Source organism: Enterobacter sp. 301B (genome assembly GCF_003850715.1).
GTDB lineage: Bacteria > Pseudomonadota > Gammaproteobacteria > Enterobacterales > Enterobacteriaceae > Enterobacter > Enterobacter intestinihominis.
On record NZ_PQTC01000014.1, the window covers coordinates 110,906 to 131,303 of the forward strand.

Annotated in this window: 18 protein-coding genes and 3 tRNA genes; 11 read left to right on the forward strand and 10 right to left on the reverse strand. The window is 55.8% G+C overall.

The features are described from left to right. Positions 1-4: 4 nt before the first annotated feature. The gene (gene tsaE, locus C3451_RS16235) at positions 5-466 is read right to left on the reverse strand and encodes a tRNA (adenosine(37)-N6)-threonylcarbamoyltransferase complex ATPase subunit type 1 TsaE (protein ID WP_045621048.1); all 462 of its coding nucleotides are present in this window, start codon (positions 464-466) and stop codon (positions 5-7) included. Then, entirely contained in the window at positions 459-1,982 is a 1,524-nt protein-coding gene (nnr, locus tag C3451_RS16240) for a bifunctional ADP-dependent NAD(P)H-hydrate dehydratase/NAD(P)H-hydrate epimerase (protein WP_045621049.1), read from the reverse strand. The genes tsaE and nnr overlap by 8 nt, the downstream gene beginning before the upstream one ends. Between nnr and queG the strand changes: the two genes are divergently transcribed. After that, positions 1,981-3,120 (forward strand): tRNA epoxyqueuosine(34) reductase QueG, encoded by a 1,140-nt coding sequence (queG, locus tag C3451_RS16245; RefSeq protein WP_015572463.1) that lies wholly within the window; start codon positions 1,981-1,983, stop codon positions 3,118-3,120. The genes nnr and queG overlap by 2 nt on opposite strands. A 270-nt stretch (positions 3,121-3,390) precedes the next feature. Here the strand turns inward: queG and C3451_RS16250 are convergent. The 4 genes from C3451_RS16250 to orn form a co-directional block, all read right to left on the reverse strand. Then, positions 3,391-3,466: transfer RNA gene (locus C3451_RS16250), tRNA-Gly, on the reverse strand. 45 nt (positions 3,467-3,511) lie between these two features. Beyond that, positions 3,512-3,587, reverse strand: a tRNA-Gly gene (locus C3451_RS16255). Positions 3,588-3,632: 45 nt separating this feature from the next. Next, positions 3,633-3,708 (reverse strand) — tRNA-Gly (locus C3451_RS16260). 196 nt (positions 3,709-3,904) lie between these two features. Next, positions 3,905-4,450: an oligoribonuclease gene (gene orn / locus C3451_RS16265; RefSeq protein WP_003855965.1), complete on the reverse strand. Its 546-nt coding sequence runs from the start codon at positions 4,448-4,450 to the stop codon at positions 3,905-3,907. A 107-nt stretch (positions 4,451-4,557) separates the two neighbouring features. Between orn and rsgA the strand changes: the two genes are divergently transcribed. From rsgA to mscM, 3 genes are all read left to right on the forward strand, one after another. After that, positions 4,558-5,610, forward strand: a complete 1,053-nt coding sequence (gene rsgA / locus C3451_RS16270) for a small ribosomal subunit biogenesis GTPase RsgA (RefSeq protein ID WP_072202591.1) — start codon at positions 4,558-4,560, stop codon at positions 5,608-5,610. 97 nt (positions 5,611-5,707) lie between these two features. Beyond that, positions 5,708-6,676, forward strand: coding sequence for an archaetidylserine decarboxylase (gene asd, locus C3451_RS16275; RefSeq protein ID WP_022646813.1), 969 nt, complete (start codon positions 5,708-5,710; stop codon positions 6,674-6,676). A 19-nt stretch (positions 6,677-6,695) separates the two neighbouring features. Further along, positions 6,696-10,019, forward strand: coding sequence for a miniconductance mechanosensitive channel MscM (gene mscM, locus C3451_RS16280; protein WP_022646812.1), 3,324 nt, complete (start codon positions 6,696-6,698; stop codon positions 10,017-10,019). 40 nt (positions 10,020-10,059) lie between these two features. Here the strand turns inward: mscM and yjeM are convergent, their stop codons facing one another. Both yjeM and epmA read right to left on the reverse strand, forming a co-directional pair. Beyond that, entirely contained in the window at positions 10,060-11,559 is a 1,500-nt protein-coding gene (gene yjeM / locus C3451_RS16285; RefSeq protein WP_045620944.1) for a glutamate/gamma-aminobutyrate family transporter YjeM, read from the reverse strand. A 178-nt stretch (positions 11,560-11,737) separates the two neighbouring features. After that, on the reverse strand, positions 11,738-12,715 hold the full coding sequence (gene epmA / locus C3451_RS16290; RefSeq protein WP_003855960.1) for an elongation factor P--(R)-beta-lysine ligase: 978 nt from the start codon (positions 12,713-12,715) through the stop codon (positions 11,738-11,740). A 310-nt stretch (positions 12,716-13,025) separates the two neighbouring features. Here epmA and frdA point away from each other — a divergent pair, with 310 nt between their 5' ends. From frdA to frdD, 4 genes are read left to right on the forward strand one after another with little or no spacing between them, the layout of a single operon-like run. Further along, entirely contained in the window at positions 13,026-14,816 is a 1,791-nt protein-coding gene (frdA, locus tag C3451_RS16295; RefSeq protein ID WP_023305293.1) for a fumarate reductase (quinol) flavoprotein subunit, read from the forward strand. After that, positions 14,809-15,543, forward strand: a complete 735-nt coding sequence (locus C3451_RS16300) for a succinate dehydrogenase/fumarate reductase iron-sulfur subunit (RefSeq protein WP_022646809.1) — start codon at positions 14,809-14,811, stop codon at positions 15,541-15,543. Before frdA ends, C3451_RS16300 begins: the two co-directional genes overlap by 8 nt. A gap of 10 nt (positions 15,544-15,553) precedes the next feature. Continuing rightward, positions 15,554-15,949 (forward strand): fumarate reductase subunit FrdC, encoded by a 396-nt coding sequence (gene frdC, locus C3451_RS16305; protein ID WP_003855953.1) that lies wholly within the window; start codon positions 15,554-15,556, stop codon positions 15,947-15,949. 10 nt (positions 15,950-15,959) lie between these two features. Continuing rightward, complete coding sequence (frdD, locus tag C3451_RS16310; RefSeq protein ID WP_000609653.1) at positions 15,960-16,319, forward strand: fumarate reductase subunit FrdD; 360 nt, start codon at positions 15,960-15,962, stop codon at positions 16,317-16,319. Positions 16,320-16,348: 29 nt separating this feature from the next. On the opposite strand, the gene ampR is transcribed toward frdD, so the two are convergent. Then, positions 16,349-17,224 (reverse strand): LysR family transcriptional regulator AmpR, encoded by an 876-nt coding sequence (gene ampR, locus C3451_RS16315; protein WP_063139205.1) that lies wholly within the window; start codon positions 17,222-17,224, stop codon positions 16,349-16,351. A gap of 132 nt (positions 17,225-17,356) precedes the next feature. Here ampR and C3451_RS16320 point away from each other — a divergent pair, with 132 nt between their 5' ends. Both C3451_RS16320 and C3451_RS16325 read left to right on the forward strand, forming a co-directional pair. Further along, positions 17,357-18,502: a cephalosporin-hydrolyzing class C beta-lactamase ACT-23 gene (locus C3451_RS16320; protein WP_045620946.1), complete on the forward strand. Its 1,146-nt coding sequence runs from the start codon at positions 17,357-17,359 to the stop codon at positions 18,500-18,502. Positions 18,503-18,659: 157 nt separating this feature from the next. Then, positions 18,660-19,190 (forward strand): lipocalin family protein, encoded by a 531-nt coding sequence (locus C3451_RS16325; RefSeq protein ID WP_045620947.1) that lies wholly within the window; start codon positions 18,660-18,662, stop codon positions 19,188-19,190. Here C3451_RS16325 and sugE read toward each other — a convergent pair. Next, positions 19,187-19,504, reverse strand: a complete 318-nt coding sequence (gene sugE / locus C3451_RS16330) for a quaternary ammonium compound efflux SMR transporter SugE (protein ID WP_015572453.1) — start codon at positions 19,502-19,504, stop codon at positions 19,187-19,189. The genes C3451_RS16325 and sugE overlap by 4 nt on opposite strands. A 262-nt stretch (positions 19,505-19,766) precedes the next feature. Between sugE and C3451_RS16335 the strand changes: the two genes are divergently transcribed. Beyond that, on the forward strand, positions 19,767-20,366 hold the full coding sequence (locus C3451_RS16335; protein ID WP_032625171.1) for a LuxR C-terminal-related transcriptional regulator: 600 nt from the start codon (positions 19,767-19,769) through the stop codon (positions 20,364-20,366). Positions 20,367-20,398: the final 32 nt, after the last annotated feature.

Consider the following 20,398-nt stretch of genomic DNA (forward strand, 5'->3'; position numbering starts at 1 on the left):
ACGCTCAACCGGCTAAACGCGCCAGTAAGGAACAGCCTGATGAGGAAACCGCACTGATGCGCGCCTCACGCCCTTGTGCCTGATAATCCAAGTGAATTTCGACATCCGGGCCAGGCAGCACACCCGCACCTTGTTGCGGCCACTCCACCAGGCAAATGGCGTCGTTGGCAAAGTAATCGCGGATCCCCATAAATTCCAGCTCCTCAGGATCCGCAAGACGATATAAATCAAAGTGGTACACCATGATATTTTCAAGCGTGTACGGTTCTACTAGCGTATAAGTCGGGCTTTTTACGTTCCCGTTATGGCCTAACGCCTGCAAAAAACCACGGCTGAAGGTTGTTTTACCCGCGCCTAAATCACCATACAGATAAATGACGGTCGCCCCCTGACAGGCCTGCGCCACGCGCTTGCCGAGATCTAAAGTGGCTTGTTCATCAGGTAAAGGAATCGCTCGATTAGTCATTTTCTACGTCAATCACATCCGGGTTAACAACACGCCGCAGCGTGCAAAAAAGATCGGTGGCCAGCATACCGCGCGTTCCGTAACGAGCAGCCAGCCTGTCAGCCGCCGCACCGTGGGCCACGCAGCCAGCACAGGCTGCATCATAAAGGGGAAGTTTCTGTCCGAGCAATGCGCCAATGATGCCAGAGAGCACATCACCCATGCCGCCGCTCGCCATGCCTGCATTACCGGCATCAACGATGCCCATCGCATCATCGCTGGCAATAACGGTCCCCGCCCCTTTCAAAACGACAACACCTCCGTAACGTTTTACCAGACGTTGGGCTGAAAGTAAGCGATCGCTTTCAATTTCTGCCACGCTACAGTTAAGCAGCCGTGCGGCTTCGCCGGGGTGTGGCGTCAGAATGCGATTGTGACGCGTATCCGGGTTTATTGCCAGAAGGTTAAGCGCGTCGGCATCCCAGAGCATCGGCTTACGAAAATTCTCGGCCTTTTGCAGGGCCTGTTTACCCCACTCCTGCTGACCCAGGCCCGGACCAATGACTACCACGTCCGCCCACTCAAGACCCTCTTCAATCGCCTGTGGGGCAAGCTCGTGGACCATCAGCTCCGGCCGCGCGGTAATAATCGGCGGAATGTTTTCGCTGCGGGTCAGCACGCGTACTAATCCGGCACCGCTGCGTAACGCGGCCTCTCCTGTCATGCGAATCGCACCTGCCGTGCCATGATCGCCACCGATAATCAGCAGCCGGCCATGATCACCCTTATGGGATGTGGGGCGGCGCGGAGGCAGCCACTGAGCAAGCAGGGAGGCATAAAAGCGGGTGATGTGGGTATCCTGTCCAGCCAGCCAGTTTTCCAGCCCCAGTGCGTTGTGATGTAACGTCCCCACGACATCCCGCGCTTTACCGGTAAGCAAACCCGGCTTCAGGGCGATAAAGGTCACGGTGTGCGCAGCCTCAATCGACACGCCCGGCGTCGCGCCGGTTTGCGCCATCAGGCCGGAGGGAATATCCAGCGCCACCACCGGGGCGGGGTGCGCATTAGCGTGGGTAATCAGCGCGGCGACGTCATCGCGAGGCGCGCGCATCAGCCCCGTCCCCAGCAGACCATCAACAATCACGTCGACATCCTCGGGCCAGACGATATCAGGCGCATGAATAATGCCCCCCGCATTCAGCCAGGCCTCTCTCGCCATGCCAGCCTCTTCCGGTAGCGGCTTGTCGCTCTCCAGCGCCAGCAGGGTGACGCGCAGCCCCGCCGCCACCGCAAGACGAGCCACCACATAGCCATCGCCACCGTTATTGCCGTGCCCGCACAGAATCAGGTAGTGCGAGGCATCCGGATAAGCCGTGCGCGCCACGTTAAACGCCGCCTCGCCCGCGCGCTGCATCAGTTCATAAAGGGTAACGCCGAGGCTGTCTGCGGCCTCTTTTTCGGCCCGACGGAGGTCATCCGCATGCCAGATGGAATGTGGTATACTTGCGGGGTTTTTCTTCACAGTATGGTCCGTCATGTCACAGCCCCTCGATCTCAATGAATTAGCGCAAAAAATAAAACAGTGGGGTGCTGAACTGGGCTTCCAGAAGGTCGGTATTACCGATACCGACCTCTCTGCCAGCGAGCCTAAGCTACAGGCATGGCTGGATAAACAATACCACGGCGAGATGGAGTGGATGGCGCGTCACGGTATGATGCGTGCCCGCCCCCACGAGCTGTTGCCGGGTACGCTGCGCGTCATTAGCGTACGCATGAACTATCTGCCCGCTAACGCGGCCTTTGCGCGCACGCTAAAAAATCCTTCGCTGGGTTACGTCAGCCGATACGCTCTGGGACGTGATTACCATAAACTTCTGCGCAACCGTCTAAAAAAGCTCGGGGAAACCATTCAGCAGCACTGTGTTTCGCTGAATTTTAGACCCTTTGTCGATTCTGCGCCTATTCTTGAGCGCCCGATCGCCGAAAAAGCCGGGCTTGGCTGGACAGGTAAGCACTCACTTATCTTAAGCCGCGACGCGGGCTCATTCTTTTTCCTGGGTGAATTGTTGATTGATTTACCCCTGCCGGTAGACGGTCCGGTGGAAGAAGGGTGTGGCCGCTGCGTGGCCTGTATGACCATCTGCCCAACGGGCGCTATCGTTGAACCCTATACCGTTGATGCGCGCCGCTGTATCTCTTATCTCACCATCGAGCTGGAAGGTGCTATTCCAGAGGAATTTCGTCCGCTTATTGGCAACCGCATCTACGGCTGTGATGACTGCCAGCTGATTTGTCCGTGGAACCGCTATTCACAGTTGACGGACGAAGAAGACTTCAGTCCCCGCAAGGCGTTACATGCCCCGCAGCTGATCGAACTGTTCGCCTGGAGCGAAGCCTGGTTCCTGAAGGTGACGGAAGGTTCCGCCATACGTCGTATCGGCCACCTGCGCTGGCTGCGTAATGTGGCCGTTGCGCTGGGTAATGCCCCATGGGATGAAGCCAATCTTCAGGCGCTCGAAAGCCGCAGAGGTGAGCACCCACTTCTTGATGAGCACATAGAATGGGCGATTGCGCAGCAAATTGAGAAGCGAAATGCCGGCGTGGTTGAAGTGCAGTTACCGAAGAAACAGCGCCTGGTCAGGGTGATTGAAAAAGGGCTGCCACGGGATGTGTGATATATTCACAGGCTGTGAATAAAAATAAGAATTCAGGCGCCATAAGGTGTAGCAAACAGGTCAAGTGATCTCAATAACATTTTGAAATCAAATTTTCTTCATAGATTACAGTTAATTACTAAGATATTATTCACCCTGCTAACATTTTGTACAACTGAGATTTATCACAGTTTCTGTGGATAACTCTGTTTACAAGAGTGTTTCAGATACAATAGAAAACGTCCCCAACGAAGCATTTCGCTGTGGATAATTTAGGAAAGAAGAAGAATTTGGAGCGGGAAACGAGACTCGAACTCGCGACCCCGACCTTGGCAAGGTCGTGCTCTACCAACTGAGCTATTCCCGCTTGGGTATTCTGGTGCTGTGCGTATCTTGCGATACTTTCAAATTTTGGAGCGGGAAACGAGACTCGAACTCGCGACCCCGACCTTGGCAAGGTCGTGCTCTACCAACTGAGCTATTCCCGCTTGGGTGTTCTGGTGCTGGCGTATCTTGCGATACTTTTCAAATTTTGGAGCGGGAAACGAGACTCGAACTCGCGACCCCGACCTTGGCAAGGTCGTGCTCTACCAACTGAGCTATTCCCGCAAATCTGTACTGCTTTTGTTGCTGTCGTAACGTGTAATTCTCTGTCGTTACGGGAGGCGCATTATACGAGAAATCCGTTTAGCTGCAACCCCCCTCAAAGCGATTTTTTTGAAATTCAGTTCAAGTGCTTATTTAATCGGCAAGCTGAACAATTTAGCGACAAAAACCCGGCCACGCAAGGCGCCGGATCGCAAAATTAAAGCTTAATAAAGTTTTCGCGATAGTACGCCAGCTCCGCAACAGACTCACGGATGTCGTCCATTGCCTGGTGCGTCCCCTGCTTTGTGAAGCCGTCGAGAATTTCCGGTTTCCAGCGGCGGGCCAGCTCTTTTAAGGTGCTCACATCCAGATAGCGGTAGTGGAAGTAGGACTCCAGCTCCGGCATGTACTTAAACAGGAAACGACGATCCTGCCCAATGCTGTTGCCACAGATAGGCGATTTTCCTGCCGGCACCCACTGCTTCAGAAACTCAAGCGTCGCCAGCTCCGCTTCGCGGTCGCCCAGAGTGCTGGCCTTCACGCGTTCCACCAGCCCGCTGCCAGTATGGGTACGCACGTTCCACTCATCCATCAGCGCAAGCTGGTCATCGGACTGGTGCACGGCAATCGTTGGGCCTTCCGCCAGAATATTGAGGTTGGCATCGGTGACCAGTGTGGCGATCTCAATAATGCGATCGCGCTCGGGATCCAGGCCGGTCATCTCCAGATCGATCCAAATCAGGTTGTTTTCGTCCGCGCTCATGTTATTTTCCACCCTTCTCGCTTAACCGGCAGTAGCAGGTTAACTAGTATTAATTAGAGTGTATCATAGAGGTTTTGCCCGCTATGGGCGACCAGGAGCCAGCGCGATTGAGTAAAAATAAACTCTCCAAAGGGCAGCAGCGCCGCGTGAATGCAAATCACCAGCGCCGTCTTAAAACCACTACGGAGAAGCCCGATTACGACGACAACCTGTTTGGCGAAGCGACGGAAGGCGTGGTGATTAGCCGCTTCGGTATGCATGCCGATGTCGAGTCTGCCGACGGGGACATCCACCGTTGCAATATCCGTCGCACCATCCGTTCCCTGGTGACCGGTGACCGCGTGGTCTGGCGTCCAGGCAAAGCGGCTGCGGAAGGGGTAACGGTTAAAGGTATCGTTGAAGCCGTGCATGAACGCACGTCGGTTCTGACCCGTCCTGATTTCTACGACGGCGTAAAGCCCATTGCCGCCAATATCAACCAGATCGTGATCGTTTCAGCGATTTTACCCGAACTTTCGCTCAACATTATTGACCGTTACCTTGTGGCCTGCGAAACGCTACAGGTTGAGCCGCTCATCGTGCTGAATAAAATCGATCTGCTGGATGACGAGGCCATGGCCTTTGTGAATGAGCAGATGGATATCTATCGCAATATTGGTTATCGCGTTTTGATGGTTTCCAGCCGCACCAAAGATGGCCTGAAGCCGTTAGAAGATGCGCTGACCGACCGCATCAGTATCTTTGCAGGGCAGTCTGGCGTGGGTAAATCGAGCCTGCTTAACAACCTGCTCGGCCTTCAGCAAGAAATCCTGACCAACGATGTGTCGGACGTCTCCGGGCTGGGCCAGCACACCACCACCGCCTCACGTCTCTATCACTTCCCGCACGGCGGCGATGTGATTGACTCCCCGGGTGTGCGTGAATTTGGTCTCTGGCATCTTGAGCCGGAACAAATCTTCAACGGATTTGTCGAATTCCATGACTATATAGGCGCTTGCAAATACCGCGACTGTAAACATGACAACGATCCGGGCTGCGCCATCCGCGAAGCGGTGGAGAACGGTGAAATAGCGGAAACCCGTTTCGAAAATTACCATCGTATTCTCGAAAGCATGGACCAGGTAAAAACGCGTAAAAACTTTTCTGATTCTGATAACTGACAACTAAGCTAAGCGTCGCTAAAATCGTCCCCTTTTTTCAGGTTCCGGCAGCGTACTGCCGGATCAGGAACGACAAAACAATGGCCTGGAGGCTACCTTGTTAAACTCATTTAAACTTTCGCTTCAATACATTCTGCCTAAACTGTGGCTCACTCGCCTGGCGGGCTGGGGCGCGAGCAAACGAGCGGGCTGGCTGACCAAACTGGTCATCGACCTGTTCGTGAAATACTACAAGGTCGACATGAAAGAAGCGCAGAAGCCGGATACGGCAAGCTACCGCACCTTCAACGAATTTTTTGTGCGTCCGCTGCGCGACGAAGTGCGCCCGCTGAATACCGACCCGAACGTGCTGGTGATGCCTGCTGACGGCGTGATCAGCCAGCTGGGTAAAATTGAAGACGACAAAATTTTGCAGGCGAAAGGCCATAACTACAGCCTGGAAGCGCTGCTGGCCGGTAACTACATAATGGCGGATCTGTTCCGCAACGGGACTTTCGCGACCACCTATCTCTCCCCACGCGACTACCACCGCGTTCATATGCCGTGTAACGGCATCCTGCGCGAGATGATCTACGTGCCGGGGGATCTGTTCTCTGTAAACCACCTGACGGCGCAAAACGTCCCTAACCTGTTTGCCCGTAACGAGCGCGTCATCTGCCTGTTTGATACTGAATTTGGCCCAATGGCGCAGATTCTGGTAGGTGCTACCATTGTGGGCAGCATCGAAACCGTCTGGGCGGGCACCATTACGCCGCCACGCGAAGGCGTGATCAAGCGCTGGACCTGGCCTGCCGGGGAAGAAGAAGGTTCTGTGGCCCTGCTGAAAGGTCAGGAGATGGGCCGCTTCAAGCTGGGCTCAACGGTAATCAACCTGTTCGCACCGGGCAAAGTTAACCTTGTCGACGAGCTGGAAAGCCTGTCCGTGACCAAACTCGGCCAGCCTCTGGCAGTATCGACGGAGGTCTTTGCAACGCCAGACGTTGCGCCAGCCCCGTTGCCGGAAGAAGAGATCAAAGCCGAGCACGATGCCAGCCCGCTGGTTGACGACAAAAAAGACGAAGGTTAACAACAGAAGGATCGCTGACGTGCGCCCGATTATCGTATTACTGATGGCCTGGTGCCTCAGCATGGGGGCGTACGCAGCGACGGCCCCCGACGCCAAACAGATAACCCAGGAGCTGGAGCAGGCAAAAGCGGCGAAACCCGCTCAGCCGGAGGCCGTTGAGTCGCTCCAGTCTGCACTGAACGCACTTGAGGAACGAAAGGGTTCTCTTGAGCGCGCCCAGCAATATCAGCAGGTTATCGACAACTTCCCCAAACTCTCTCAGACCCTGCGCTCGCAGTTAAACAGCCTGCGTGATGAACCACGCCAGGTACCCGCAGGGATGACGTCCGAGGCGCTGAATCAGGAGATCCTGCAAGTCAGCAGCCAGCTGCTGGAAAAAAGCCGTCTGGCACAGCAGGAGCAGGAACGGGCGCGTGAAATTGCCGACTCTCTCAGTCAGCTTCCACAGCAGCAAACCGATGCCCGCCGTCAGTTAAATGAGGTGGAACGCCGCATTGGGACGCAGACCGGCAACACCCCGCAGAATCAGGCCCAAAATCTTGGGCTACAGGCGGAATCCGCCAGACTTAAAGCACTGGTTGATGAACTGGAGCTGGCACAGCTTTCTGCTAACAACCGCCAGGAGCTGTCGCGGATGCGTTCGGAACTGGCGCAGAAGCAGAGCGAACAGCTGGATGCGTATCTCCAGGCGCTGAGAAATCAACTCAACAGCCAGCGTCAGCGTGAAGCTGAACGTGCGCTGGAAAGCACCGAGTTGTTGGCCGAAAACAGCGCTAACCTGCCCGACAGCATCGTCGCCCAGTTTAAGGTTAACCGCGAGCTTTCTGCCGCGCTGAATCAGCAGGCGCAGCGCATGGATTTGGTGGCCTCGCAGCAGCGTCAGGCCACTAATCAAACCCTCCAGGTTCGTCAGGCTCTCAACACGCTGCGTGAACAGTCCCAGTGGCTTGGCTCGTCTAACCTGTTGGGCGAAGCGTTACGCGCACAGGTGGCTCGTCTGCCAGAGATGCCAAAACCGCAGCAGCTTGATACGGAGATGGCGCAGCTGCGCGTTCAGCGTCTTCATTATGAAGACCTTCTTAATAAGCAGCCACAAATCCGCCAGATCCGTCAGGCTGACGGACAGCCGCTCACCGGCGAGCAAAGCCGTATTCTGGAAGCGCAGCTGCGCACCCAACGCGAACTGCTCAATTCCCTGTTGCAGGGGGGCGATACGCTGATCCTCGAACTCACCAAGCTGAAAGTCTCAAACAGCCAGCTGGAGGACGCGCTGAAAGAGGTCAACGAAGCCACGCACCGTTACCTGTTCTGGACCTCCGACGTGCGGCCGATGACCTTCGCCTGGCCGATCGAGATCGTGCAGGATCTGCGCCGCCTCATTTCGCTGGACACCTTCAGCCAGCTGGGTCTCGCCAGCGTGATGATGCTCACCAGTAAGGAGACCATCTTCCCGCTGCTGGGGGCACTGATTCTGGTGGGTTTCAGTATTTATTCCCGTCGCCACTTCACCCGTTTCCTTGAGCGCTCCAGCGCCCGTGTGGGGAAAGTGACACAGGATCACTTCTGGCTGACGCTGCGTACAGTGTTCTGGTCAATTCTGGTCGCGTCTCCGCTGCCGGTGCTGTGGATGACGCTCGGATACGGCCTGCGTGAAGCCTGGCCCTATCCGCTTGCCGTCGCAATTGGCGATGGCGTGACCGCCACCGTTCCGCTGCTGTGGGTGGTGATGATTTGCGCCACGTTTGCGCGGCCAAATGGTCTGTTCATCGCTCACTTTGGCTGGCCGCGTAATCGCGTGGCGCGGGCGATGCGCTATTACCTGATGAGCATCGGGCTGATTGTGCCGCTGATTATGGCGCTGATCATGTTCGATAATCTCAATGACCGGGAGTTCTCCGGCTCGCTGGGACGGCTGTGCTTTATGCTGATCTGCGGGGCATTAGCGGTAGTGACGCTCAGCCTGAAGCGCGCCGGGATCCCGCTCTATCTCGACAAGTCCGGCAGTGGCGATAACATGTTTAACCGTCTGCTGTGGAACCTGCTGCTTAGCGCGCCGCTGGCGGCGATGCTGGCGGCGGCTGTCGGTTATCTCGCCACATCGCAGGCGCTGCTCGCACGACTGGAAACGTCAGTAGCTATCTGGTTCCTGCTGCTGGTGGTCTACCATGTTATTCGCCGCGGCATGCTGATCCAGCGTCGTCGTCTGGCGTTTGACCGTGCCAAACATCGTCGCGCAGAAATACTGGCCCAGCGCGCGCGGGGTGAGGAAGAGCCGAACCACGTCAACAGCACCGAAGGGACTTCAGACGCCGATGACGTCGAACTGGATCTCGATGCGATCAGTACCCAGTCCCTGCGGCTGGTACGCTCAATTCTGATGCTGGTTGCCCTGCTGTCGGTGATCTTCCTGTGGTCGGAAATCCACTCTGCGTTTGGCTTCCTGGAGAACATCTCTTTGTGGGATGTGACGTCGACGGTGCAGGGGGTCGAAAGCCTGGAGCCCATCACCTTAGGGGCCGTGCTGATTGCGATTCTGGTACTCATTATCACCACGCAGCTGATCCGTAACTTCCCTGCCCTGCTGGAGCTGGCGCTGTTGCAGCATCTGGATTTAACCCCCGGCACAGGCTATGCGATCACCACCATTACCAAGTATTTAATCATGCTGTTTGGTGGGCTGGTTGGCTTCTCGATGATTGGTATCGAATGGTCAAAACTGCAATGGCTGGTTGCCGCCCTGACCGTAGGCCTGGGCTTTGGTTTACAGGAGATCTTTGCCAACTTCGTCTCGGGTCTGATCATTCTGTTTGAAAAGCCGATTCGAATTGGCGATACGGTGACCATCCGCGATCTGACCGGCAGCGTCACCAGGATCAACACCCGCGCCACCACCATCAGCGACTGGGACCGTAAAGAGATCATCGTTCCGAACAAAGCGTTTATCACCGAGCAGTTTATTAACTGGTCGCTGTCTGACTCCGTCACGCGTGTGGTGCTGACCGTACCCGCTCCGTCGGATGCCAACAGTGAAGAGGTGACGCAGATCCTGTATACGGCTGCTGAACGCTGTTCGCTGGTAATCGACAACCCGCCGCCGGAAGTCTTCCTGGTTGATTTGCAGCAGGGGATCCAGATTTTCGAGCTGCGTATCTACGCCGCCGAGATGGGACACCGTATGCCGCTGCGCCATGAGATCCACCAGCTGATCCTGGCTGGCTTCCGCGAGCACGGAATTGATATGCCGTTCCCACCTTTCCAGATGCGTCTGGAAACGCTGGACGGACGTAAGACGGGAAGAACGTTGACGTCTGCGGCGCGTTCGCGCCCGGCGGGAAGTTTATAATCCATTTCCCCCTCCCTTCCGGGAGGGGTTTTTTCATCCGCTATGCCACTTCTGCCACGCAGGTCATCATGCGGCGGCGGTAGTTCTCATAAATCCCCATTGCCAGCAGCGAGAAGAAGATCGGTCCGCCAACCATCCACAGCGTGCTGCTCCAGTCATTTGCCTCAACCACGGGCTGAATGACGGTAAAGATGTTGGCGAACGCGACGACCAGCACCACAACAGTGGTCGCCAGCAGCGTCGCCATGCGGGTTTTGAAGATCACAAACGGTCGCTCCAGATCCCGCTTCGCCTTAAAGAACGGGAACGCCAGCGCCAGGAATAGGTACGGAAGCGTCATCGATACGTTTGCCATCAGGGTCAGCTTGTTATAGAACGCCGACGCGGTATCGCCGCCGAAGGACACCAGCAGAATGAACACGCACACCAGCATGCACTGCATCCACATTGCGTTGGCAGGCATACCGGCAGCGTTCAGCTGCGTCATACGTGCAGGCCACAGCGCCTTTGGCGTCCCCTGAATAATCGCTTTCAGCGGCGAGTAGATCAGCGTGAAGAACGCGCCAGTATAGGCGAGGAACATCGACAAACCGGTAATCCGCGCAAACCAGATCCCCAGGGTGGCCGACGTTTCCGGCGCGAGATCCATGGCGTTGCCCAGCGTCACCCCCAGGCTTTTCATCAACACGTAGGTAATGTTGCCGAGGTTGGTGGTGTTATTGCTCAGTACCTGCTGCCAGTTGGTGCTGACGCCCCAGAGGAAAATCGCCAGCGAGTAGCCAATGGAAATGACGATGGCGGCAAAGATAATGCCTTTGGCGAAGTTCTTTTCCGGGTTTTCGGTTTTATCGACCAGCCCGCCCACGGCTTCAATTCCACCGTAAGCAAAGATGGCAAACACCACGAAGGAGAGCATGGCCAGCCCGGACTGGTAACCCGGATTAGGCGATGAAACGAAGTTGACTTCCTGTGCGAAATGCCCGCCGTTCAGGCACAGAATAGCGATACTGACCAGCAGCAGCACCAGGTTCAGGCACATCACGGAAATTCCGCCAACGGCAGTGATACGGGCAATTTTGTTGATGCCTTTCGAGGCCACCCGCGTGACAACCACCATCCAGCACACCGCCAGAATACCGACCACCTGTGTGGAACTCAGCCCCGCCAGAGACCAGACCTGCGTTTTATCCGCACCGAAGAGAAACGTTGAGAACGGCACCCAGACCTTGGCCGCCGTGCTGACCATCCAGACGACATAGGATGAAAACCACATGAACGTACCGATAAACGCATAACGCGGACCGACGCTGTTGTTCATCCACGAATAGATGCCGCCTTCTTCTTTCCTGTACGCCGACCCCATCTCCGCCATCATTAGCGCAAACGGAATAAAGAAGAACAGCGCGGAAACGATATAAAACGGCGTCGCGCTGTAGCCCATCAGATAAAACGCGGACGGGCTATTGGCAAAGCCAAAGACTGACGTAAAAATCATCAGGATGAGCCCGGTAAGGGTCATTTTTTTGAGTGAGTGAGACATAGAACCATCCGAAACGGAATTAAACTGCGCGGATGGTAGCAGATGACCAGACAAATATTGTGGCTATCCGAGTCAAATTAAGAAAAAGACCCGTGCATAAAGAAGATAGTAGTTTTTAATGTGGCAGAGTTAAATGACCAAGTAGGCCGGGTAAGCGACAGCGCCACCCGGCAATCCTTTATGCGCGATCGACCGTAAAGGCAATCACATCGCCCAGTTGTTCTGCGCCCAGCGCCAGCATGACCAGGCGATCCACACCCAGCGCCACGCCGGAGCAGTCCGGCAAACCGGCTTTAAGCGCTTCCAGCAGGTTGGTGTCAATCGGCTGCTGCGGCAGACCGCGCGCGTTGCGCTTGCGGTTATCCTGCTCGAAACGCTGTTGCTGTTCGCGCGCGTCGGTCAGCTCATGGAAACCGTTCGCCAGCTCGATGCCTTTAAAGTACACCTCAAAGCGCTCCGCCACGCGGTGATCTTCGGTGCTGATCTGCGCCAGTGAAGCCTGGCTGGCCGGGAAGTGATAGACAAACGTCGGACGATCTTTGCCAATCTGCGGTTCAACACCAAAGGTGAACAGCAGTTGCAGCAGCGTGTCGCGATCCTCTTCGTTATCCGCCACGTTGCTCAGATCCAGTTTTGCCGCCACTTCACGCAGCTGTGTTTTATCAGCCGACAGCGGATCAATTTCCAGATGACGCTGGAAGGCCTGCTGATAGGAGAGCGTTTCAGCTTCCGCGCAATCCAGCACCTGTTGGAGCAGATCGTCGACTTCGTTCATCAGACGATACATGTCGTAGTGCGGGCGGTACCACTCCAGCATAGTGAATTCCGGATTATGGTGTCGGCCCATCTCTTCATTACGGAAGCTACGGCACAGCTGATAGACCGGACCACACCCGGCCGCCAGCAGACGCTTCATATGGTATTCCGGGCTGGTCATCAGATACAGATTCATGCCCTGAGAGTGGCCTGGGCCAACAAAACGGGTTTCAAACGGGACCAGATGAATATCCGTGACCGTCGCCTGACTCATGCACGGCGTTTCCACCTCCAGGACGCCGCGATCCGCAAAGAAGCGGCGGATCTCCGCCATAATTGCTGCGCGCTTTAGCAGGTTTGGAATGGATGCGCTCGGCTGCCAGGTGGCCGTTTCGCTCATGAGTTATTTCTCCGTTTTCAGACAAGGGCACGAAGTCTACTCGCAAGCCGGGGCAGAGACAAATTTTGCACAGTAAAAGCCCCTTTTCATTGCACAGAGAAATACTGTGACGTCATTCATTAATCACGATGATAAATCACCGCACAGAACAGCAAAAAAATCGAACACGTCAAATTTCCCTCACTTCTACGCGGTTATACTGTTTTACCCATAAAGGAGCAGTGGAATCGCTTCCGCAATCGTCCGTTCGGGCAGGTGAACGTCCTTTAGCTCATCACGTTGCGGGAAAACAAAAATCTGGAGGAATGTCGTGCAAACTTTTCAAGCCGATCTTGCCGTAATAGGCGCTGGCGGGGCTGGATTACGCGCTGCAATTGCTGCGGCACAAGCCAATCCGAACGCCAAAATCGCATTGATTTCAAAAGTCTATCCGATGCGCAGCCACACGGTAGCCGCAGAAGGAGGATCCGCCGCCGTCGCGCAGGATCATGACAGCTTCGAATACCATTTCCACGACACGGTTGCAGGGGGCGACTGGCTTTGCGAACAGGATGTCGTTGATTACTTCGTGCACCATTGCCCAACGGAAATGACCCAGCTGGAACAGTGGGGATGTCCATGGAGCCGCCGTCCGGACGGGAGCGTCAACGTCCGCCGCTTCGGTGGCATGAAGATCGAACGCACCTGGTTTGCTGCCGATAAGACCGGCTTCCACATGCTGCACACCCTGTTCCAGACCTCCCTCCAGTTCCCACAAATCCAGCGCTTTGACGAACATTTCGTTCTCGACATTCTGGTCGACGACGGTCATGCGCACGGACTGGTAGCAATGAACATGATGGAAGGCACGCTCGTCCAGATCCGCGCTAAGGCGGTGGTGATGGCAACGGGCGGTGCGGGCCGCGTATACCGCTACAACACCAACGGCGGCATCGTCACCGGTGACGGTATGGGCATGGCGCTCAGCCACGGCGTCCCGCTGCGTGATATGGAGTTTGTCCAGTATCACCCAACCGGCCTGCCGGGCTCCGGTATTCTGATGACGGAAGGCTGCCGCGGCGAAGGCGGTATTCTGGTCAACAAAAACGGCTATCGCTATTTGCAGGATTACGGCATGGGTCCGGAAACCCCGCTTGGCGAGCCGAAAAACAAATACATGGAACTCGGCCCACGCGACAAAGTCTCTCAGGCTTTCTGGCACGAGTGGCGCAAAGGCAATACCATCTCAACGCCGCGCGGCGACGTGGTACATCTCGACCTGCGTCATCTCGGCGAGAAGAAACTGCTGGAGCGTCTGCCGTTTATCTGCGAGCTGGCGAAAGCCTATGTGGGCGTCGACCCGGTGAAAGAGCCGATCCCGGTGCGTCCAACCGCGCACTACACCATGGGCGGTATCGAAACCGACCAGCAGTGCGAAACCCGCATCAAAGGGCTGTTTGCGGTGGGTGAGTGTTCCTCCGTCGGTCTGCACGGCGCAAACCGTCTGGGCTCGAACTCGCTGGCTGAGCTGGTGGTCTTTGGTCGCATGGCGGGCGAACGCGCGATGGAGCGTGCCGCAACGGCAGGTGAAGCTAACAGCGCGGCGCTGGATGCGCAGGTTGCAGACATCGAAAAACGCCTGAAAGGCCTGGTGAACCAGGAAGGTAACGAAAACTGGTCGAAGATCCGCGACGAAATGGGGCTGTCGATGGAAGAAGGCTGCGGGATCTACCGTACGCCAGAGCTGATGCAGAAAACCGTCGACAAGCTGGCAGAACTCCAGGAACGCTTCAAGCGCGTGCGCATCACCGACACCTCCAGCGTCTTCAATACCGATCTGCTCTATACCATTGAACTGGGCCACGGCCTGAACGTCGCAGAGTGTATGGCCCATTCCGCCCTGGCGCGTAAAGAGTCCCGCGGCGCACACCAGCGCCTGGATGAGGGCTGCACCGAACGTGACGACGTCAATTTCCTTAAACATACTCTCGCCTGGCGCGATGCGGATGGTACCACCCGTCTGGACTACAGCGACGTGAAAATCACTACGCTGCCACCGGCGAAACGCGTGTACGGTGCAGAAGCAGAAGCCGCCGATAAGAAGGAGAAGGCGAATGGCTGAGATGCAAAAACTGAAAGTTGAAGTGGTGCGCTACAACCCGGAAGTGGACGCCGCGCCGCACAGCGCTTTCTATGAAGTCCCTTACGACGAGCAAACCTCCCTGCTGGATGCGCTCGGCTATATCAAAGATAACCTGGCCCCGGACCTGAGCTACCGCTGGTCCTGCCGCATGGCAATCTGCGGCTCCTGCGGCATGATGGTCAACAAAGTGCCGAAGCTGGCGTGTAAAACTTTCCTGCGTGATTACACCAAGGGCATCAAGGTTGAAGCGCTGGGCAACTTCCCGATTGAGCGCGATCTGGTGGTCGACATGACCCACTTTATCGAAAGCCTCGAAGCGATTAAGCCGTACATCATCGGCAACCCGCGCACGCCGGATCAGGGGCCAAACACCCAGACGCCCGCGCAGATGGCGAAATACCATCAGTTTTCCGGCTGCATCAACTGCGGCCTGTGCTACGCCGCCTGTCCACAGTTTGGCCTGAACCCTGAGTTTATCGGCCCGGCCGCCATTACTCTGGCGCACCGCTATAACGAGGACAGCCGCGACCACGGCAAAAAAGAACGTATGGCACAGCTTAACGGCCAGAACGGGGTCTGGACCTGCACGTTTGTCGGTTACTGCTCCGAAGTCTGTCCGAAGCATGTCGACCCGGCCGCCGCCATTCAGCAGGGAAAAGTGGAAAGCTCGAAAGACTTTCTTATCGCTACCCTGAAACCACGCTAAGGAGTGCATGATGACGACTAAACGCAAAGCCTACGTGCGACCAATGCCGTCCACCTGGTGGAAAAAACTGCCGTTTTATCGCTTCTATATGCTGCGTGAAGGCACGGCTGTTCCCGCGGTCTGGTTCAGCCTCGAATTGATGTACGGGGTGTATGCCCTCAAGCACGGCCCGGAAGCCTGGGCCAGTTTTGTGGGTTTCCTGCAAAACCCAATCATCGTAGTTCTGAATCTGATTGTGCTCGCAGCCGCGCTACTGCATACCAAAACCTGGTTTGAACTGGCGCCAAAAGCAGCGAACATCATTGTAAAAGGCGAAAAAATGGGGCCAGAGCCGGTTATTAAAGGGCTCTGGGCAGTGACGGCAGTTGTCTCTGTGGTCATTCTGTTTGTCGCACTGTTCTGGTAAGGAGACTACTGTGATCAATCCAAATCCAAAACGTTCAGATGAGCCGGTCTTCTGGGGGCTGTTTGGCGCAGGCGGCATGTGGAGCGCCATTATTGCCCCGGTCATTATCCTGCTGGTCGGTATTATGCTGCCGCTGGGGCTGTTTCCGGGCGATGCGCTGAGCTATGAGCGCGTACTGGCCTTTGCGAGCAGCTTTATTGGCCGGGTGTTCATCTTCCTGATGATCGTCCTGCCGCTGTGGTGTGGTCTGCACCGTATCCACCATGCGATGCACGATCTGAAAATCCATGTGCCAAGCGGTAAATGGGTCTTCTACGGTCTGGCAACCATTCTGACAGTCGTCACGTTGATTGCCGTGGTCACCATCTGACTGAACAGGCCCGCCATCCGGCGGGCTTTTTACTTTTTCATCTTCTCCACCAGCCACCGGGAAAATTCGCGCATGGCAGGCGTTTCTGCCCGGGACTGCAATCGGGTCAGCCAGTAACTGCCGAGTTCAATCTGCGTTGCAAAGGGCTGCACAATGCGCTCGCTGGCTAACAGATGGGTAAACATATCGACAGGCGCAATGGCAATACCTACCCCTGCCTGAGCGGCCTCCAGCATGGTCACGGACGAATCAAATACCATCACACGGTGCGTTGGCGAAGGGGAGTGCTCGCCGGCCGCCTGCATCCACGCGGTCCACTCGTCGCGTCGGTAGGAGCGCAGCAGCGTAAACCTGAGGATGTCGGCCGGACAGTGCAGACTGGTGGCGATATCGGGCGTACACAGCGGCGCGAGCGGCGCATGACAAAGAAATTCAGCCTCGGTGCCATGCCACGCCCCGCCACCGTAGCGGATCGTATAGTCAAGCCCTTCGGCAGCCGGATCAACGCGGTTGTTATGGGTGGAAAGCTGAAGATCGATGTGCGGATAGCCACGGCGAAAATCGTCCAGCTGTGAGAATAAAACCCCGATGGCAAACGTACCCACCACGCCGATTTTCAGCTTCTCCTGCGCACGATGTTTAGCGAAGCGATCCAGCATTCCGGCTATACGATCGAACGAATCATTCAGTACCGGCAGTAAGTTTTCTCCCTCGGTAGTCAACATCAGCCCGCGCGACACGCGAACGAACAGCTGACAGTTCAGGTGCTGCTCCAGCGTTTTCACATGCTGGCTAATGGCTGAATGGGTCACGTTCAGCTCAATGGCCGCATGCGTAAAGCTGAGATGTCTCGCGGCGGCTTCAAAGGCTCGAAGCGAATTGAGGGGGAGATAGCTTCGCGTCATGGTCTCTTCCGTTAGAAAAATTAACAGCTAATGCTAAATTTAACCGTTTGTCAGGCACAGTCAAATCCAACAGACTACGCCTGTCTGACGGGCCCGGACATCCCCTTGACTCGCTATTACGGAAGATTACTGATGATGAAAAAATCTCTTTGCTGCGCCCTGCTGCTCGGCATCTCTTGCTCTGCTCTCGCCGCGCCAGTGTCAGAAAAACAGCTGGCGGAGGTGGTCGCGAATACGGTTACCCCGCTGATGAAAGCCCAGTCGATTCCAGGCATGGCGGTGGCCGTTATTTATCAGGGTAAACCGCACTATTACACGTTTGGCAAAGCCGATATCGCGGCCAGCAAACCCGTTACGCCTCAGACTCTGTTCGAGCTGGGTTCTATAAGTAAAACCTTCACCGGGGTTTTAGGAGGGGATGCCATTGCTCGCGGTGAAATTTCGCTGGACGATCCGGTGACCAGATACTGGCCACAGCTAACGGGCAAGCAGTGGCAGGGGATTCGTATGCTGGATCTCGCAACCTACACCGCTGGCGGCCTGCCGCTACAGGTACCGGATGAGGTCACGGATAATGCCGCCCTGCTGCGCTTTTATCAAAACTGGCAGCCGCAGTGGAAGCCTGGCACAACGCGTCTTTACGCCAACGCCAGTATCGGTCTTTTTGGCGCGCTGGCGGTCAAACCTTCCGGCATGGGCTATGAGCAGGCCATGACGACGCGGGTCCTTAAGCCGCTCAAGCTGGACCATACCTGGATTAACGTTCCGAAAGCGGAAGAGGCGCATTACGCCTGGGGCTATCGTGACGGTAAAGCGGTGCGCGTTTCGCCGGGAATGCTGGATGCACAAGCCTATGGCGTGAAAACCAACGTGCAGGATATGGCGAACTGGGTCATGGCAAACATGGTGCCGGAGAAGGTTGCTGATGCCTCACTTAAGCAGGGCATCTCGCTGGCGCAGTCGCGCTACTGGCGTATCGGGTCAATGTATCAGGGTCTGGGCTGGGAGATGCTCAACTGGCCCGTGGAGGCCAACACGGTGATCGAGGGCAGCGACAGTAAGGTGGCGCTGGCACCGCTGCCCGTGGCAGAAGTGAATCCACCGGCTCCCCCGGTCAAAGCGTCCTGGGTCCATAAAACGGGCTCTACTGGCGGGTTTGGCAGCTACGTGGCCTTTATTCCTGAAAAGCAGATCGGTATTGTGATGCTCGCGAATAAAAGCTATCCGAACCCGGCACGCGTTGAGGCGGCATACCATATCCTCGACGCGCTACAGTAAAACATTGCGGGTGGCGCTGCGCTTACCCGGCCTACACAACGCATGAACTTTGTAGGCCGGGTAAGGCGAAGCCGCCACCCGGCAAAACACCCTGCACAATCTCCCGCATTTTCCCTGCTGTCATCTACACTTAACAAAAAACAGTAAGGAAACTCCTATGCGCATTCTGCCTGTTATTGCCGCAGTAACAGCCGCGTTTTTAGTGGTTGCTTGCAGTTCCCCTACTCCTCCGCCTGGCGTCACGGTAGTCAGTAATTTCGACGTACAGCGCTTCCTCGGCACCTGGTATGAAATCGCCCGACTGGACCATCAGTTCGAACGGGGCTTAGAAAAAGTCACGGTCAGCTACAGCGCGATGGATGACGGCGGGATCCGGGTCATTAACCGCGGCTATAACCCGGATCGCCAGATGTGGCAGCAGTCAGTTGGTCAGGCCTATTTCACCGGCGCATCTAACCGCGCGGCCATGAAAGCCTCTTTCATCGGCCCATACTACGGCGGGTATAACGTCATTGCGCTGGACAGAGAGTACCGCCACGCGCTGGTCTGTGGGCCGGATCGCAACTATCTGTGGCTCCTCTCACGCACGCCAACGATCTCGGCGGAAATGAAACAGCAGATGCTGGACATAGCGACCCGGCAAGGGTTTGATGTGACGAAGTTAATCTGGGTAAAACAGCCGCATTAGTGCGTACTGAGTTTTAACCCGATGATACCCGCGACAATCAACGCGAGGCTGGCGATGCGCGCCAGACTCGCAGACTCCCCCAGCAGCAGAATGCCGGTAATGGCAGCCCCTACCGCGCCAATTCCCGTCCAGACAGCGTAAGCTGTGCCGACGGGTAAGGTTCGCATCGCCCATGACAGCATGACGATACTGACAATCATTGCGGCGATAGTGATGACGCTGGGCGTCAGGCGGGTAAAACCGTGGGTGTATTTCAGACCAATTGCCCATACCACTTCGAGCAAACCAGCAATAACAAGAACGATCCAGGACATTTCAGGCTCCTTAACTTAAAGACAAGTTGGGGCCGTCCCCGATGAGTGAAGCGCTTACGGGTCGTCCCGCAAGGCAGAAGTTGCGCCTTATATTTTGGTTAGCGTGGAATTTTTTTTCAAACTTTTTCTGCTGAACACCTTAAAGCAAGAAATAGCCTCAGTAAGGCACGTAGTTCAGGCATTTATGACTCATCCGACTTCTCTATGATGATAGGCTTTCTTATGGCAGGAAGCCAAACCACTAGCCGACTGCGAAAATTTTATGTTCAAAATTCTTTTGATTGACCGTTGTCACTTCACCCGCGCGGGATTTGAAGCCTGGGTCAATCATTCAGACCTGTTTTCGGGTCATTTCGTCATAACCGGGGTAAATAATCTTTTCCTCGCCAGAGAGCATATCCTGCAATGGAAACCTGCGCTGGTCATCGCTGATTTATCTGGCTTCCGGCAGGATTTACACCATTTTCAGCAGCTTTCCTCCCTGCTAATTGCCAGCGAAACACTGCCTTTTATTATGCTGCAATCAGGGCAGGAGCAGGAGATGACTGATTATCTGGCGCAGTTCCCGATATGGTCTTCGCTCTCCAAAAATACCGATCTGGAAGCACTGGCGGCGGTGATAAACGACGCGCTCACGTCATGCGCGAGCGCGGAGCTACCGAAAATGGCGGCACCGTTGCTGACGCGTCAGGAAGAAAGAGTTCTGACCTTGTGGATGGATGGTGCGAGCAACCAGAAAATTGCCAGCAATCTTCGCATTAACGGAAAAACGGTATATACGTACAAACGCAATATCCGCATGAAGCTGCATATGGATACGCGCTACTCGCCGTTTTTATCGCTACAGGAAGTGGAGAATTGACGGTACGGTGTAATAACTTGCCGTACCGTCGC